Origin of the sequence: Parasutterella muris, assembly GCF_943193095.1 — a bacterium.
Classification (GTDB): domain Bacteria; phylum Pseudomonadota; class Gammaproteobacteria; order Burkholderiales; family Burkholderiaceae_F; genus Parasutterella; species Parasutterella muris.
In genome coordinates, this window is the sequence record NZ_CALPCV010000008.1 from 24,865 (window position 1) to 40,481 (window position 15,617).

General features: G+C 51.5%; 15 protein-coding genes. 10 read left to right on the top strand and 5 right to left on the bottom strand.

Features of this window, described 5'->3' with window-relative positions; all coding sequences use genetic code 11:
* The 5 genes from NFR90_RS04440 to lpxC all read left to right on the top strand — a co-directional run bounded on the left by NFR90_RS04440 (position 1) and on the right by lpxC (position 6,006).
* The gene (locus NFR90_RS04440) at positions 1 to 804 is read left to right on the top strand and encodes a cell division protein FtsQ/DivIB (RefSeq protein ID WP_251450987.1); all 804 of its coding nucleotides are present in this window, start codon (positions 1 to 3) and stop codon (positions 802 to 804) included.
* Positions 794 to 2,116: a cell division protein FtsA gene (ftsA, locus tag NFR90_RS04445; RefSeq protein ID WP_251450989.1), complete on the top strand. Its 1,323-nt coding sequence runs from the start codon at positions 794 to 796 to the stop codon at positions 2,114 to 2,116. The genes NFR90_RS04440 and ftsA overlap by 11 nt, the downstream gene beginning before the upstream one ends.
* Positions 2,117 to 2,159: 43 nt before the next feature.
* The gene (gene ftsZ, locus NFR90_RS04450; RefSeq protein WP_251450991.1) at positions 2,160 to 3,296 is read left to right on the top strand and encodes a cell division protein FtsZ; all 1,137 of its coding nucleotides are present in this window, start codon (positions 2,160 to 2,162) and stop codon (positions 3,294 to 3,296) included.
* A gap of 190 nt (positions 3,297 to 3,486) precedes the next feature.
* Complete coding sequence (gene ftsZ, locus NFR90_RS11620; protein ID WP_370267316.1) at positions 3,487 to 5,091, top strand: cell division protein FtsZ; 1,605 nt, start codon at positions 3,487 to 3,489, stop codon at positions 5,089 to 5,091.
* Between the two features lie 9 nt (positions 5,092 to 5,100).
* Positions 5,101 to 6,006 carry a UDP-3-O-acyl-N-acetylglucosamine deacetylase gene (lpxC, locus tag NFR90_RS04460; RefSeq protein WP_160334615.1) on the top strand — a complete coding sequence of 302 codons (906 nt, stop codon included), beginning with the start codon at positions 5,101 to 5,103 and terminating at the stop codon, positions 6,004 to 6,006.
* Positions 6,007 to 6,041: 35 nt separating this feature from the next.
* Here the strand turns inward: lpxC and NFR90_RS04465 are convergent, their stop codons facing one another.
* The gene (locus NFR90_RS04465; RefSeq protein ID WP_251450993.1) at positions 6,042 to 6,587 is read right to left on the bottom strand and encodes an orotate phosphoribosyltransferase; all 546 of its coding nucleotides are present in this window, start codon (positions 6,585 to 6,587) and stop codon (positions 6,042 to 6,044) included.
* A gap of 274 nt (positions 6,588 to 6,861) precedes the next feature.
* On the opposite strand from NFR90_RS04465, the gene secA reads away from it, so the two are divergent.
* The 5 genes from secA (at position 6,862) to NFR90_RS04490 (ending at position 12,556) form a co-directional block, all read left to right on the top strand.
* Positions 6,862 to 9,525, top strand: coding sequence for a preprotein translocase subunit SecA (secA, locus tag NFR90_RS04470; RefSeq protein ID WP_251450994.1), 2,664 nt, complete (start codon positions 6,862 to 6,864; stop codon positions 9,523 to 9,525).
* A gap of 86 nt (positions 9,526 to 9,611) precedes the next feature.
* Complete coding sequence (gene argJ, locus NFR90_RS04475) at positions 9,612 to 10,841, top strand: bifunctional glutamate N-acetyltransferase/amino-acid acetyltransferase ArgJ (protein WP_251450996.1); 1,230 nt, start codon at positions 9,612 to 9,614, stop codon at positions 10,839 to 10,841.
* A 4-nt stretch (positions 10,842 to 10,845) separates the two neighbouring features.
* A complete protein-coding gene (locus NFR90_RS04480; protein ID WP_251450998.1) occupies positions 10,846 to 11,727 on the top strand; it encodes an ATP-binding protein in 882 nt (293 codons plus the stop codon).
* The gene (locus tag NFR90_RS04485; protein WP_277612793.1) at positions 11,727 to 12,119 is read left to right on the top strand and encodes a (deoxy)nucleoside triphosphate pyrophosphohydrolase; all 393 of its coding nucleotides are present in this window, start codon (positions 11,727 to 11,729) and stop codon (positions 12,117 to 12,119) included. The genes NFR90_RS04480 and NFR90_RS04485 overlap by 1 nt, the downstream gene beginning before the upstream one ends.
* A 29-nt stretch (positions 12,120 to 12,148) precedes the next feature.
* Positions 12,149 to 12,556 carry a hypothetical protein gene (locus tag NFR90_RS04490; protein WP_251451000.1) on the top strand — a complete coding sequence of 136 codons (408 nt, stop codon included), beginning with the start codon at positions 12,149 to 12,151 and terminating at the stop codon, positions 12,554 to 12,556.
* Between the two features lie 19 nt (positions 12,557 to 12,575).
* On the opposite strand, the gene NFR90_RS04495 is transcribed toward NFR90_RS04490, so the two are convergent.
* From NFR90_RS04495 to NFR90_RS04510, 4 genes are all read right to left on the bottom strand, one after another.
* On the bottom strand, positions 12,576 to 12,812 hold the full coding sequence (locus NFR90_RS04495; RefSeq protein WP_251451002.1) for a DNA gyrase inhibitor YacG: 237 nt from the start codon (positions 12,810 to 12,812) through the stop codon (positions 12,576 to 12,578).
* Positions 12,813 to 12,827: 15 nt separating this feature from the next.
* On the bottom strand, positions 12,828 to 13,601 hold the full coding sequence (gene zapD / locus NFR90_RS04500) for a cell division protein ZapD (RefSeq protein WP_160334622.1): 774 nt from the start codon (positions 13,599 to 13,601) through the stop codon (positions 12,828 to 12,830).
* A gap of 230 nt (positions 13,602 to 13,831) precedes the next feature.
* A complete protein-coding gene (gene coaE, locus NFR90_RS04505; RefSeq protein ID WP_251451004.1) occupies positions 13,832 to 14,452 on the bottom strand; it encodes a dephospho-CoA kinase in 621 nt (206 codons plus the stop codon).
* A 5-nt stretch (positions 14,453 to 14,457) separates the two neighbouring features.
* Positions 14,458 to 15,456, bottom strand: coding sequence for an ABC transporter substrate-binding protein (locus NFR90_RS04510; protein ID WP_251451006.1), 999 nt, complete (start codon positions 15,454 to 15,456; stop codon positions 14,458 to 14,460).
* Positions 15,457 to 15,617: the final 161 nt, after the last annotated feature.

Here is a 15,617-nt window from a genome sequence, read left to right on the forward strand (position 1 = left end):
ATGAAGCGCATTAGTGCCGGGACCCTTTCGTTCTTTGCGGATATCCTCAGCGTGGTTTTAATCGCGCTGCTGCTTTCCGCCGCGACCTTTTGGTTTATTCAAAGGCCGGTATTTTTGCTGCGTCATGTGGATGTGGTTATTGAAGGCAATAAGGAAGCTGTTTCGGTTGAGGAGGTCGCTCAGGCGCTCAAAGGAAATTTGCGCGGGAATTACTTTACGGCAAGTTTGGGGAGCGCCGCGGCGAGTCTGAAGGATATCCCTAGGGTCAAAGATGTCGCAATTGTTCGGGAGTGGCCGAACAGTCTTCAGATAGAGCTGGTGCTGCATGAGCCGATTGCCATCTGGGGAGACGGGAAGCTGCTCGCCAAGGACGGTACGATTTTTGTCGCGAATCCCGATGTGGCGGATCCGAACGGGCAGCTGCCCAGGATTAACGGACCCGAGCAGAAGCGGATGCGGATTTATGATCAGTACCGCAGGTTTGAAGCGGTATGCGAGCAGTACGGCTATCACGTCGTTTCTTTGGACTTGGAAGATTTCGGCGGCTGGATCGTCAGATTTAAGCGGCCTGACGGAAAGACCCTTAAACTAACACTGAAAGAGGGCGACAGCCCGGAAGCATTGGACGAAAAATTAAAAGAAGTCATTCTCAATCTGCCCAGGCTGAAAGATCGTCTGGGAGGCGAGCCGCTTGAGATGGACGCACGCTACGCCAAGGGCGTGGCGGTTGTGAAACCCGCGGCGGAGCAGGAAACAGATGAGGATATGGAACACCTCCCCGGAGTGAGTAAGGATGGCAGATAATTCAAAAGATTTATTGGTCGGATTGGACGTAGGATCGTCGAAAGTCGTATGCGCAGTCGCGTCTTCGATCAGCCCCACTTCCTTCAGAATTGAGGGGCTCGGAGAGTGTCAGAGCCACGGCATTCGAGAGGGAACTGTCGTAGATATTCAGGGCGCGGTGGAATCGATCCGCGCCGCGGTGGACGAAGCCTCGCAGACTGCGCAGACCAATATCCGCAATGTTGTGGCGGGAATTTCAGGAATTCATATCCGCACCGACAATGTGACGCAGCAGCTGATTATTAAATCAAACGAGATTGAACAGCGGGATATTGATCAGCTGATAGAGAACTCGCAGGAGGGTCCTCTTGCGCCTTCGATGCGTTATCTTGACGTGATTCCGCTCGAATACGCGGTCGATTTTAACTGGGGCATTGTTTCTCCGCTCGGCATGGAAGGCAAAAAGCTCGAAGCCAAGCTGCACATGATCACCGCTCAGTCGGGTCCCTGCGTTAACTTAAATAAGGCGATTCGACGCGCGGGACTTGAGCTGATCGACAGCCAGCTTTGCTTTAATCCGCTTGCGGCTGCCTCGGCGCTGCTTTCTCCGGAGGAAAAGAATTTAGGTGTCGCGCTGATCGATATCGGCGCGGATTTGACGGATGTCGCGGTATTTTCGAACGGTGTGGTTCAGTACACCTCTGTCGCTCCTTTCGGCGGTCAGACCATCACGGACGAAGTCGCGATTAAGACTCAGCTGTCCAACGAATCGGCTGAAGAGCTCAAGCATCGTCTCGGACAGGTGAAGTTTGATCCTACAAAGGATGTGGACGGCTCGTTTGTGATGCCGGCCTACCCGGGTCTGGGTCAGGAAAAGGGCAGAGTGCTGACCAAGCAGGCCTTCTCGGACATTATCAACCCGAGGATTCAGGATATGTTTGAGAACATCTATTACAAGATCCGAGACAAAGGTCTGCACAATCAGCTCAGTCACGGTGTTGTGCTGACGGGCGGCGGCGCCTGCCTGCCGGGGATTGACCGAATGGCTAAAGAAGTGTTCAGCATGCACTTGGCCGGAAGAGACATCAATGTTCGAATCGGTCGGCCGCTGATCAGCTTTGAAACCGGAGAGTTTTTTGCTCCGGAGGACTATTCGACCGCGGTGCTTCCGTCTCAGCTTACGGGCTATTCGACGCCGCAGCACGCAGCCGTCATGGGCTATTTGTATGACTTGAACCGCAAGGTTCTGACTCAAGGGTCCCGTATTCGCAGCAAAGGCAAACTTAAGACTGCGGCGGAATATCTTAAAACGTGGTTTTTAGGCAATTTCTAACGATTTTTAATCCGGCTCTAAAGCCGTCAAAGAGTAAATAATCATGCCGTTTATTGAGGAAGACACAGATTCTCTGGGACAGCAGATGCATGAGACCGTCATTAAGGTCATCGGCGTCGGAGGCGCCGGCGGAAACGCTCTGAACACTATGGTGAACAGGATGAGCGGGGCGGACATCACCTTCATCGCAGCCAATACGGACATACAAGCATTAAACAAGTCCCTGGCTGCTTATAAGCTGCCCTTAGGTTCGAGCGGACTTGGCGCCGGTACCAAACCGGAAGTCGGTTTTCAGTGCGCCAATGAAGCACGCGTTGCGATCGCCAAGATGCTCGACGGAGCCGACATGCTGTTTCTGACGGCGGGCATGGGTGGAGGCACCGGAACCGGGGCCTCTCCGGTCATTGCCGAAGTCGCCCGCGAGCTGGGCATTCTGACGGTTGCGATTGTGACCAAGCCCTTCAGTTTTGAAGGCTCAAGGCGCATGAGGATTGCGGAAAAGGGGCTGGAGCAGCTCAAAGATCGGGTAGACAGTCTGATTGTTGTTTTGAATGATCGTCTGGAAGAGACGCTTGGAGAGGATGCCTCGCTGAAAGACTGTTTTGAGAAGGCTGACGAAGTTTTATACAACGCATGCTCGAGCGTGACGGAAATGATCCAAAACTGCGGCATGATGAACGTTGACTTCAGAGACATCAAAACCGTCATGAGCTGCAAAGGAAAAGCGCTGATCGGTTACGGCGAAGCCTCAGGTGCGGATCGAGCGGTGATTGCGTCGTCTCAGGCGATTTCCGCGCCGCTGCTTGACAGCGTCAGAATGCGCGGCGCAAAGGGGCTGCTTCTTAATGTTTTCGCGTCGACCTCTGTTCGCGCATCGGAATACCGAGCCGCGATGGAAACGGCTCAGAATTTTGCCGATCCTGACGCGATTGTAAAAGGCGGTCTCTTTTTTGACGACAGTCTCGGCGATACGCTTCGAGTCAGTTTGATCGCGACCGGCATTGAGGATCCGGATCAGCCGGCCCAGGCCCCGAAAGAGGCGGAGAAGAAGCCTGAAGCGGCGCCGTTTCTTTCTCAGCCGTTCAGTGCCGGCAGCGCAAAGCAGCCTGAGGCTGAACCGCAGCAGTCCGCCAATCAGAGCGGACTTTGGAGCTCGAATCCTCTCGGCTTGAAAAATTAGCGGGCAAGTACCCCCGGGCAGATAAAAAGCCGTGTTTCTTTGAGACGAAGGCGACTGAGGGGTTTAACGGTCTTCGGTGCGTTTTTTTACAAGAGATATTATGAGAAATCCGAGACGATTTTTTTGATTAACGATAAAATTACGAGTCTGATGGTGGCAGAGCCGCAACGGCCTGAAAATAGAGAAGTACATGGAAAAGGTTATTGAAGAATACAACAGCTCCGATATGGGAGACGGACACCGTGCAACGGTGATTAAAGTTATCGGTGTCGGAGGTGCAGGCGGAAACGCGCTCAACACGATGGTTCGCAAGATGGGCGACAGCGATGTCGAATTCATTGCGGCCAATACGGACCAGCAGGCATTATCCAACTCCCTGGCCAATCAAAAGATTCCGCTTGGCAAGAGCGGACTGGGCGCAGGCATGCGTCCCGAGGTTGGTTTCCAGGCGGCTAATGAAGCGCGCGAAGAGATTGCTGACAAGCTGCGCGGAGCGGACATGGTGTTTATCACCGCCGGCATGGGCGGCGGCACCGGTACAGGCGCCTCTCCCGTTGTAGCTGAAGTTGCTCAGGAGTTGGGTATTCTGACTGTCGCGGTCGTCACGAAACCGTTTAATTTTGAAGGCATGCGCCGCATGAAGACGGCAGAGCAGGGCCTTCAGCAGCTCAAAAACCGAGTTCATTCACTGATTGTTATTCTGAACGATCGTCTTGAGGAAGAGCTCGGAGAAGACGCGACATTCAAAGAATGTTTCGAGAAGGCTGACGAGGTTCTCTACAACGCCTGTTCCGGTATTGCCGAGCTGATTCAGCGCGTCGGCTACATGAACGTTGACTTTGAAGACGTCCGTACGGTTATGGGCGCAAGAGGCACCGCCATGATGGGTATGGGCGAAGCGGAAGGTCCGGACAGAGCGATTGCGGCCGCATCTCAGGCCATTGCCTGTCCGCTTCTTGAAGGCGTTCAGCTCAAAGGCGCGCGCGGTCTGTTGGTCAACGTTACCGGAAGCACCGGCATGCGTATGTCGGAATTCAGAACCGCTATGGAAACCGTCAAGAATTTTGCCGATCCTGACGCGCTGGTTATCGCCGGTTCCGTCACAGACGATTCTCTTGGCGAAAAACTTCGCGTGACCGTGATTGCCACAGGTCTTGATCAGGACGGTACCGATAATTTCGAGACCGACATGAGAACAGGCCAGAGCGCGAGCCCGGTAAACAATTCTTCTCAGCTTTGGAAGCAGAACACACCGTTCCGCACGGGTGCCGCTGAAACACTGCATTCAACGACGGAACCCGCTGCGCTCGGCGTTGATCTCTTCGGCGCTCCGATGACTGAGACAAAACCGAAGGCCAAGGCTGAACGTCATCCGGAACCGAAGGTCGAGCCGAAGGCTGAACCGCAGGCTCAGGAACCGAAACCGGAAGTTCGTCCCGCAGAGGAAGTGAAAGAAGCGAAGCCTGAGGAAAAGCCCGCTGCCGCGCACACGGAAAATCCGTTTCTTCAGCCTGTTAGCCGTCCGATTTCCACGCCCGACGTGCAGAATCCTTTTCCGCAGAACAGTGCTCGCGACAACACCGTTTTCGGCTCCTTCGGCGGTAAAGAAAGCGTTCGTCCCGCAAGCGATGTTTTTGCAACGCTGAATCCTCAGCAGGGCACTAACAGCGGTCTTTGGACAACCAACGCGCAGACGCCGGCCGCTGAGCCTCGTCCTGCGGCTAATACAGAAGAAACACCGGATCAGCCGCGTTTTGAATACGGCATTCCGACTTTCCTTCGCAAAAAGTCATAAGAATCGTTCATGATTAAGCAAAGAACATTGAGAGAGCCCGTCTCGGCGGTGGGTGTGGGCGTTCATTCGGGTAAAAAGATCCGTCTGACGCTTAGACCCGCGCCGGTTAATACCGGACTTGTGTTTACGCGTACGGATTTGAATCCGCCGGTTGTCATTCAGTCGGAGCCCACACGCGTTAACGACACGCGTATGGCGACGACACTGGATAAGGATGGCGCGCGCATCGCGACGATTGAACACATGATGAGCGCGTTCTCGGGGCTTGCGATTGACAACTGCTTTATTGATGTTGACGCGCCCGAGATTCCGATTATGGACGGTTCGGGCTCCACCTTTGTTTACATGATTCAATCGGCCGGGATTGTTGAACAGGATGCTCCGCGTCGTTTTGTACGCGTACTCAAACCCGTTGAAGTACGTGAAGGCGACAAATGGGCCTCTCTGGTTCCTTACGAAGGCTACAAACTTTCGTTCAGCATTGATTTTGGTCACGAAGCGATTGACAAGACCGCTCAGTTTGTTGAGGTTGACTTTAATAAGCAGAGTTATGTGCGTGACGTTTCGTACGCCCGCACGTTTGGTTTTGTGAAGGACTTGGAGCTTTTGTGGTCGCTCGGCTTAGCCCAAGGCGGCACGATGGACAACGCGATTGTTTTGGACGACAAGCACGTGCTCAATCCGGAAGGACTGCGCGCAGAGGATGAGTTTGCCAAACACAAGCTTTTGGACGCGATGGGCGATTTATACGTGCTTGGACATCCGTTAATCGCGCACTACAGCGCCTTTAAATCCGGTCATGAAATCAACAACAAACTGCTCCGCGCGCTGATCGCTGATCCGCTCAGCTGGGAGTACGTTGAGTATCCGGATCCGGAACTTGCTCCGCGGTCATTTACTGCCGCGGTTGCTTAGCCCGGTAACACAGAGGTCGGAATTTTCCGGCCTTTTTATTTATTTTTAAGTGACGCTGCCAGACGTTCCATTTCTGCTTTAAGAGGAGAGCTCTCAGGGAGTCGCTCAGCAAGTTCCTTTGCGCCTTCGGCGGCTTCTTTGCCGCTTAGTCTCGGATGCATTTCCGTGTGCAGAAACGGTTTGGGAGGAGGCGGAGAAACATCGAGCACAGCGGCAAGTTTGACAGTGCCGAGTCCGCGCATTGCCATATAGTTCTGCAGCGTCGGAAGAATCTGCTTGAATTTAGTGATCATGGCGTTTGACGGAAGCGACACTTCCGCGCGAACCTCTTCCCTGACTTGCGATAGTGCGTCCGTTTCATAATTCAGCGCGTATGGATTGGCATCTTCAATGCGAACCCTTTTCACGGACACTCGGATCATATTCGGTTCAATAGGCACGCCAAGGCGAAGATCGTCGCACATAGGCGCAATCACAGCGGCGATTTTTTTTGCGGCCCGCATATTTTCAAACTGCCGATAGAGCGCGCCCTTCTGCATGACATTTCGAAGAGGCTGCTGTGGAGACCAACGCACGGCCATGACGATCCTCTGATGATTCAACTTTTCCATTATAGGTCCGGGTGCCTGCAGCGATATGCAGCTTACTAACATCTTGTCGCAAGTCGTTAGTGTTATTACGGCTCAGCCCTAAAAAAGGCATGGAAAATACAAGTTAGTGTTGTAAAATCAACAGTCCGGCGTGTTCACAGCAGTATTAAATCGCATTTTGATTCCCGTGATCGGGACAGAACCGCCTAGGTTAAATATGTGCGCAGCAGCGGTATCCCGTTGCTTTCGTTTTATAAGAGAAGAATTGATGGTCAATTTCCTGACAAAGATTTTTGGAAGCCGCAATGATCGACTGATCCGTCAGTACCGTCGCAAAGTAGCGGTGATTAACAAACTCGAGCCTGAAATGAAGGCGCTCACGGATGAGCAGCTGAAGGCGAAGACTGTGGAATTTCGCCAGCGTCTTGCAGACGGAGCCACTCTTGACTCTCTTTTGCCCGAAGCTTTTGCGGTAGTGCGCGAAGCGAGCTTCCGAGTTCTGGGAATGCGTCACTTTGATGTTCAGCTGATCGGCGGTATGGTCCTGAACGACAACAAGATTGCGGAAATGCGCACCGGTGAAGGTAAGACGCTGACCGCGACACTTGCGGTTTATCTGAATGCTCTGCCCGGCAAAGGCGCCCATGTCGTTACAGTGAATGACTACCTGGCAAGCCGTGACGCGGCATGGATGGGCAAGGTTTACAACTTCCTCGGAATGACTGTCGGCACGATTCTTTCAAATCAGCCGAATGATCAGAAAAAAGCAGCGTATGCCGCGGATATTACTTACGGAACCAACAATGAATTTGGTTTCGATTATCTTCGCGACAATATGGAGTACGACACAGAAGCACGTCGTCAGCGCGGTCTTTTCTTTGCGATTGTTGACGAAGTCGACTCCATTCTTATTGACGAAGCCCGTACACCTCTGATTATTTCCGGTCCGGCCGAAGGCGGCACAGACATCTACGTCGCCATTGACAAGATTCCGGATCAGCTGGTTCGCCAGAAAGAAGAGAAGGGAGAAGGAGACTACTGGGTCGATGAGAAGCAGCACTCGGTACAGCTTTCCGAATCCGGTCACGAAAAAGTCGAGAAGATCATGGTGGAGATGGGACTTCTTCCGGAAGGACAGAGCCTTTATTCACCGCAGAACATCATGCTTCTGCATTACCTCAATGCAGCGCTTCGCGCGCATACTCTCTTTGTGAGAGACCAGCACTATGTGGTGCAGAACGGCGAAGTGATTATCGTTGACGAATTTACCGGCCGCTTAATGAAAGGCCGCCGCTGGTCCGACGGTCTTCATCAGGCCGTGGAAGCTAAGGAAGGCGTCAAGATCCAGCAGGAAAACCAGACATTTGCCTCCATCACCTTCCAGAACTACTTCCGTATGTACGAAAAGCTTTCCGGTATGACCGGTACAGCGGATACGGAAGCCTATGAGTTCCAGGAAATTTACGGTCTTGAAACCGTTGTCATTCCGACGCACCGCATGATGATCCGTGACGATCAGCAGGATAAGGTGTATCGCACGGCCAAAGAAAAGTACAAAGCGATTGTTGATGACGTTAAGGAATGCTACGGCAGAGGCCAGCCGGTACTGGTCGGTACAACGTCGATTGAAAACTCCGAGCTCATCAGCCAGATGCTGGACAAGGAAGGAATTCCGCACAACGTGCTGAATGCCAAACAGCATGAAAAAGAAGCTCAGATCGTTCTGGAAGCCGGACGTCCCGGCATGGTGACGATTGCTACGAATATGGCGGGCCGCGGTACCGATATTGTGCTGGGCGGCGGCATTTCCAAGGCGCTTGAAAGCATTGATGAGGATCCGTCTCTCAGTGATGAAGAAAAGACTGCGAAGAAGGACGCTATCAAGGCAGAGTGGCAGAAGGATCACGACAAGGTCGTCGAGCTCGGCGGTCTGCGTATTATCGGATCCGAACGTCATGAATCCCGTCGTATTGACAACCAGCTTCGCGGTCGTTCCGGCCGTCAGGGCGACCCGGGTTCTTCACGCTTCTACCTCTCGATGGAAGATCCGCTTCTGAGAATTTTCGCCGGTGAGAAGATGCAGGCGTTGATGAACAAGCTGCGTCTGCCTGAAGGCGAAGCGATTGAAGCCGGCATTGTGACGCGCTCTATTGAAACAGCGCAGCGCAAAGTTGAGTCCCGCAACTTCGATATTCGTAAGCAGCTTCTGGAGTATGACGACGTTGCGAACGATCAGCGTAAAGAAATTTATGCGCTTCGTAATGAAATTCTTGAGAACAAGGACGTTTCCGGTCCGGTTAAAGAACTGCGTGACGGCTACTTCACCAGCCTGTTCCATCAGTTTGTTCCGCCGGATACCGTTGAAGAGCAGTGGGATCTGGAGGGTCTTGAGAAAGAGCTGAAAGAGAAATGGAATATTGAAGTTCCGCTTAAAGAAACACTGGAAAAATCTGAAAGCTCCGACGAAGATCAGCTTCTGGATATGCTCATTCAGGCGACGAATAAAGTTTATGACGACAAAGTCGCTCTGGTGGGACGCGAAGCGTTCTCCGAGTTCGAGCGCAATGTTCTTCTGCAGTTCCTTGATCAGCGCTGGAGAGAGCATCTGAGCCAGCTCGATATGCTGCGTCAGGGCATCTATCTGCGCGGATACGCTCAGAAGCAGCCGAAGCAGGAATACAAGCGCGAAGCTTTTGAACTGTTTGCAGCGCTTTTGGAAACGGTTGGCGCCGATGTCACCCGTGTTCTGATGAATGTTCAGATTCGACAGCCGGAGCCTCAGCCCGAGCCTGAACCCGCAGCGATTCCGGCCGCTCAGTCTGATGAGCCGGCTCTGGAAGCAAATCCGTATGCGGGCGTGGGACGTCACGACTTGTGTCCCTGCGGCAGCGGCAAGAAGTTTAAAGACTGCCACGGCAAGCTGAAATAAAGAAAAAAGACGGTCCGCAACGGACCGTTTTTTTGAGCGGTGCTCTAGAATTTAGAGAAATATTTTAAAAATCGTAAAGGACAAAAATGGCTGTCAATTTATATCCGCCCGAACCTTCGGAAATTTATCCCGTCCCCGGAGTGGTTCTCGGCGTCGCGGAGGCCAATATCCGCAAACCCAATCGTAAAGACGTTCTGGTTGTAGAGCTTGCGCTCGGCTCCCGCGTTGCCGGAGTTTTCACCAGCAATCGTTTTGCAGCCGCGCCGGTTCAGGTCTGCAGAAAGCATTTAAGCGAAACCAATAATATTCGCGCAATTGTCGTGAATACCGGTATCGCTAATGCCGGCACCGGCCTTCAGGGCGTGATCGATGCGGAAGAGACCTGCCAAAAGCTCTCGGAAATTTTGAATTGCTCGCCGACTCAAGTCCTGCCGTTTTCTACCGGTGTGATTATGGAGCCGCTGCCAATGCGCAATCTGCTTAAAGGCGTGGAGGAAGCTGCTAATTCCTTATCGCGCAATAATTGGATTGACGCGGCCGAAGCTATTATGACAACCGACACGGTGCCCAAATGCTATTCGAAGCGGGTGGATCTGGACGGTCATGAAATTACGATCACCGGCATCAGTAAAGGATCGGGCATGATTGAGCCGCATATGGCAACCATGCTGGGATTTATCGCTACGGATATCGGCATTGATGAATCGATCCTTCAGGAAGTCGTTAAGACGGTTGCTGACGCTTCTTACAACCGTGTCACAGTTGACGGCGACACATCAACGAATGATTCCTTTGTTTTAATTTCCACCGGCAGAAATCAGGCTGATCCGATTGTTTCTGCCGACGATCCGCGTTACGACGATTTGCTTGACGCTCTGATCGAAGTGGCTCAGAAGCTTTCTCAGGCCATGGTGAGAGACGGGGAAGGCGCTTCCAAGTTCATTACGATCACGGTGGAAGACGCGCGTGACGAAGAGGAGGCTCTGAAGGTCGCCTACGCAGTTGCTCATTCTCCTTTAGTTAAGACAGCGTTTTACGCCTCCGATCCTAACCTCGGTCGAATCTTAGCGGCAGTCGGCAATTCGAAGATTGCGGACCTTGATCCGACCAAAGTAACGCTTTGGCTTGATGACGTGCTCGTCGCAAGAAACGGCGGAAGAGCTCAGGAATATGAAGAAATTCAGGGCCAGACCGTCATGGCTAAGGATGAAATTACGGTGCGCATCAGTCTTGGCAGAGGAGACGCCTCGGAAACTGTCTGGACGACTGATCTGTCGCATGACTACGTGTCGATCAACGCCGACTATCGGAGCTGATGAGATGCTGAGCCCCGACTTGGAAACGCGCCTGGCAAAGGTTCTTGACCGACTGGACAATCTGCTTCCCAAAACTGAAGCGGAAGTCGATTGGAGCGCAAAAGCATTCCGCTGGAGAAGAAGAAACTATCTTGGCATGTCCGCCGGAGAGCTTGAGCCGGTGGAAAGGATCGCTTATGTCGACGAGTCGGTCATCATCAATGCTGACCGTCAGAAAGAGCAGATTTTCCGCAACACGGAACAGTTTGTTAAAGGACTGCCCGCAAACAATGTTCTGCTGTCCGGGGCTCGAGGTACCGGTAAATCTTCTTTGATTCGCGCCTGTTTCAGCAAGTACTGCGATCAGGGGCTTCGTCTCATTGAGGTCGATAAGAGCGATCTGAGAGATCTCGCGGATATCGCGCGCATGGTTTCGCATCGTCCGGAGAAGTTTATTGTCTTCTGCGATGACTTGTCTTTTGAATTTGGCGAAGGCAGCTACAAAGAATTAAAAGCGATTCTTGATGGTTCTGTTGCTTCATCCGGTGACAATCTTTTGGTTTATGCGACATCGAATCGCCGACACCTGATGCCGGAGAAAATGAGTGACAATCTCGCGAGTTCAATGGATGAAGACGGAGAGCTGCATCCTGCCGAGACGACTGAAGAAAAGATGTCGCTGTCCGAGCGTTTTGGTCTGTGGCTTAGTTTCTATCCGTACAGTCAGAAAGAGTATTTGAGTATCGCCAAGGTTTGGACAGAGCATTTTGGCGGCACGATTAACGAAGATTGGCAGACGGAAGCGCTGCAGTTTGCGCTTCAGCGCGGCTCCCGCTCCGGCCGTGTGGCTTATCAATTTGCCCGTGACTGGGCCGGCCGCACTCGTTTGGAAAAGGAAAACGCATGATGAAATTAACCGAGGTCTCGGTCGCCGTCGCTTTTGACGGAGAGGGGCGTTTTCTGATGACGTCGCGGCCCGAAGGGAAAGTCTATGCAGGTTACTGGGAGTTTCCCGGCGGAAAGATTGAGTCCGGCGAGACTCCGGAAGAAGCGCTGCATCGGGAGATGCGAGAGGAGCTCGGCGCGGAGATTTCCGATTGCAAAGAAGTCAAGACATCTGTTTTTACGTATCCGCATGCAACCGTGCATCTACACTTTATTCAATGCCGAATTAAACCTGAGACGATTAAGGCGCTTGAAGGTCAGGAATTTAAGTTTGTGACGATGGAAGAGCTTCCTGAACCGATTCTTCCCGCAACAGTGCCGGAACTTGAGGATGTGACCGCCTGCAGGCTCTAATAAGCGCCTGTGGAATCTCGACTCCTCTCATGCATTTTCGGGTCAGGTTTTCTTTTAGTCATGCAAAGCCGGACTCTTTCCTATCGCTTGGTTTGAACGGTTGGAATGTCCGACCGCAGGCTGATGTGACGCTGATCACGCAGCTTGGAGGCTGCAAGTCTAAGGCGACGCTCACAAACGCTTATGGCGCAAGGGATACTGTAAACGGTGAGTTCTCGGGCAAGTTCGGTACAAACGTAGCGCTCGGCGTTCAGGCTGATAAAGGCATGACTACCATCGGGGCCCGTTACGGCTTCACAGGCGGTACCAAGGGCAAAGCCGACCACGCCTTCAAGATTGAGGCGCGCCTCCGTTTCTATACTGAGAAGTTCTTAGGAGGCATCCTAGATTCAGAAGGAGAGGAATTTCGGTTCCTCTCCTTTTTTGTTTTATGCTGAATTTTAGGATTTTGATAAATTAAATTTCGTTTTCCGGTTTGATCTTGCTGTGCAGTTTGCCGGTTGCAAGCGCTTCTTCTGAGATATCAAGATCATCGTCGGCTTCCTGGTTCTTGCTTTTGATTACGTAGGAACCTTCGGCCCAAGCGCCCAAGTCAATCAGCTTGCAGCGTTCGCAGCAGAAAGGACGAAACGGATTTTTTTCAGAATATTCACATTCCCGACCGCATGTCGGGCACTTTACTTTTAAGGCCATAACAACAATTAGGAGTTACATATTGCAGAGGCCAAGTGTAAACGGAGCGTTTGCAGGAACCAAGTGTTCGGGGCCGTTTTTACCAAAATTAACGGGATTAAATCTGACGGAAAGCAGATATCGGTTTGCCGAAATTTTGGGAACCAATCCAAGCTTGGGATCAACAAAGATCTGCAGCAGTGTGAAAGTCTTACCCTGAAGATCTTTCTGGTAAGCGCCGTTCACCGCGTTTTCAGTTTTGAGTTCCGCGGTACCGCGCAGCAAGTCGAGAATTAAGTCGATTGCGGTTCTGTACGGTTTAAGCGGAGCGATCCATTCCTTGAGGTTCGCTTTTCTTTCCTCTGCCGGAAGATGTAGCCAATGATGGTACATAGGGATATCAAACTCGCAGGTTCCGGCCGGAATTGCCGAGCGCTGTCCTACGGTTTTAAGAAATTCATTCTGTGAGGAAAGATGTGAAATACGCACGCCGACAGTGCTGAGTTCAGCTCTGCTCTTCTGAAGCTGCTCAAGCGTCATTTTGAGAGAGTTCTGATCGACATGCTCATTAAAAGCTAAAGGTTCAAGGCATGATCTGAAGCGGGCAAGTTCATGCAGGAGATCATTTTTCTGATCTCCACGCACCGTGACTTCCTGTATTTCGAAGTACTTAAGGATAGCCGCACGGTGATCGTTTAAATTCTCTTGTTGAGCAAACCATTCCAGCTGAGAAAAGAGATCCGCCAATCGAAGGAACGTGCGAATTTTTTCGTTAGCCGGGAATTCATAGCGAAGCAACCCGTCAGTCATTATTTGGCCTTTTTTTAGTTATTAAAATCTACCACAAATATGTGCTAACGGATAGTAATTTTGCTTAGAGCTTGAAGATTATTCTTCTAACTTTCCAAATTGCGTTCTGTCTTTTGCTGAACTGTTCGAGACAGTCAGAGTGATTTTGTCCGTGTGTCCGAGCGCATTTAAAGCGACGAAGCTGCTTATGTATTTCCTTTGCTCTGCATCGGTACTTTTTCCTGCATCGATCAGCATGCTGGGGAAATCGATAATTCTCTGTCTATAGACGAGTATTTGGTATGCAGGCGATGGACCGCTTCTTTTAGCTCTTTAATGGAAAAAACATTTTCGATAATGTCATCAGCGGATTTAAGCCGCTCAGTCCTCGAGGCTTGAGCATTAAGAATTGACATGACCTCTTCACGGGAGAAGCCGTTTCTCTTCATAACGCGGGTGATTTGCATTTCTTCGGGAGTGTCAACGACGAGAAGCCGGCTGATACGCTGCTTCCAAAAAGAATTCTCTGTTAACAGCGGCACACTGATGATGCAGTAGCGGCCTTTTGCTTCGCTGAGCTGCCTGAGGCATTCTTTTTGAATAATCGGATGGAGGATCGACTCAAGTTTTTTTCTCTGCTGCGGATCCCTGAAAACTAAATCCCTCATGAATTTGCGATCCATTGACCCGTCGGGCGAGATAGCGTCATTTCCGAAAGCTAGTCGAACCGCATCGATCGCGATGCCGCCGGGAGCGGTCACCGCGCGAGAGACGCAGTCAGCGTCGACTACGGTAACACCGAGGGCAGAGAATTCGTCCGAGACAGTTGTTTTACCGCTGCCGATTCCTCCGGTTAATCCGATAATTCTCATAGCTTTTATTTCTGAAGAACGTTATTGATCCATTTTTCCGTTAATTCGCCGCGATGCTGTCCTTTCCATGCAAGCGGAATATCCAGCACTTTGATGTTGGATAAATTGAGCACAGGATCGTCCGCAGCTACATCGGTACGGGTTGGGGCGTATTGGATTTTATTCTTCAGAATGAAATGCGCAAACTTTGGGCTGGAAGCCCATTCCATAAAAGCTTCTGCTTCTTTTTTATTTTTTGCGCCCTTAACGACAGCAACGGTTTCGATGCCAACCGTAACGCCTTCTTTCGGATAGCTGATGGAGACCGGGTAGCCGAGCTGTTTTATATCCAAAGCGTCGGGAAGGTAGACGATCGCCGCAGCAGCAAGGCCTTCTCCCACGCGCATTGCCGGCCAAGCTCCGCTTTTGGTATACATCTGAACGTTTTTATGAAGCTGCTTTTGGTAATCAATCGAGCCTTTATCTCCAAAAGCCATTTCAAGCGAAAAGAGGCGTTCGGTTGCGGTTCCGGAGGTACGGGCGTCCGCAAGAATAATTCCGTTTTTGTATTCCGGTTTAAGCAGATCGAGCCAAGAAGAGGGCGCTTTTAACTTCTGCTTTTCCAAAAACTTGTTGTTGGTAATGAAGGCAAGCGGCATGAAGCCGACACCGGTCCAATAGCCGTCCGGATCTAAAAACTGCGACGGAATCTTATCCGCATTTTTTGGGCGATAGACGCTAAGCAGGTTGTCTTGTTTTGCGGCCTCCAAAAAGTCAGCAGGACCGCCGAGGACAGCATCGACCTGAGGATTTTTTCTTTCCGCTTTCAGCCGCGTGAGGACTTCTCCGGCGGAAAGCCGCAGGTAATTTACTTTGATGCCGGTATCTTTAGAGAACTGCGCTAACACTTGTGTCGCATATTTTTCCGGCATAGAGGCGTAGAGGTTCAATTCTGCGGCAGTCAAATTTGACGAGAGGCCGGAGAAAAGCAAGGCTTGGGTTAGGAGGAGGCGCTTTAGAAGCATTTTTTCGGTCTCAAATTAGAAGAGGCTATAGTTTGCCATCCAAATGCCGAAAATAGGGGGAAACGCCAAAGTTTTCACTCAGGACGGGCAGAGCCCTCATTTCCCCCGAAAGCTCCTTATGTTTAGTGCATGTCAGCCGGTTCTAAGCGAATGACATGCCG

Coding starts and splice junctions, on each gene's coding strand:
- NFR90_RS04440 (WP_251450987.1), top strand. CDS start 1: ATGAAGCGCATTAGTGCCGGGACCCTTTCGTTCTTTGCGGATATCCTC.
- ftsA (WP_251450989.1), top strand. CDS start 794: ATGGCAGATAATTCAAAAGATTTATTGGTCGGATTGGACGTAGGATCG.
- ftsZ (WP_251450991.1), top strand. CDS start 2,160: ATGCCGTTTATTGAGGAAGACACAGATTCTCTGGGACAGCAGATGCAT.
- ftsZ (WP_370267316.1), top strand. CDS start 3,487: ATGGAAAAGGTTATTGAAGAATACAACAGCTCCGATATGGGAGACGGA.
- lpxC (WP_160334615.1), top strand. CDS start 5,101: ATGATTAAGCAAAGAACATTGAGAGAGCCCGTCTCGGCGGTGGGTGTG.
- NFR90_RS04465 (WP_251450993.1), bottom strand. CDS start 6,587: ATGGCCGTGCGTTGGTCTCCACAGCAGCCTCTTCGAAATGTCATGCAG.
- argJ (WP_251450996.1), top strand. CDS start 9,612: ATGGCTGTCAATTTATATCCGCCCGAACCTTCGGAAATTTATCCCGTC.
- NFR90_RS04480 (WP_251450998.1), top strand. CDS start 10,846: ATGCTGAGCCCCGACTTGGAAACGCGCCTGGCAAAGGTTCTTGACCGA.
- NFR90_RS04485 (WP_277612793.1), top strand. CDS start 11,727: ATGAAATTAACCGAGGTCTCGGTCGCCGTCGCTTTTGACGGAGAGGGG.
- NFR90_RS04490 (WP_251451000.1), top strand. CDS start 12,149: ATGCATTTTCGGGTCAGGTTTTCTTTTAGTCATGCAAAGCCGGACTCT.
- NFR90_RS04495 (WP_251451002.1), bottom strand. CDS start 12,812: ATGGCCTTAAAAGTAAAGTGCCCGACATGCGGTCGGGAATGTGAATAT.
- zapD (WP_160334622.1), bottom strand. CDS start 13,601: ATGACTGACGGGTTGCTTCGCTATGAATTCCCGGCTAACGAAAAAATT.
- coaE (WP_251451004.1), bottom strand. CDS start 14,452: ATGAGAATTATCGGATTAACCGGAGGAATCGGCAGCGGTAAAACAACT.
- NFR90_RS04510 (WP_251451006.1), bottom strand. CDS start 15,456: ATGCTTCTAAAGCGCCTCCTCCTAACCCAAGCCTTGCTTTTCTCCGGC.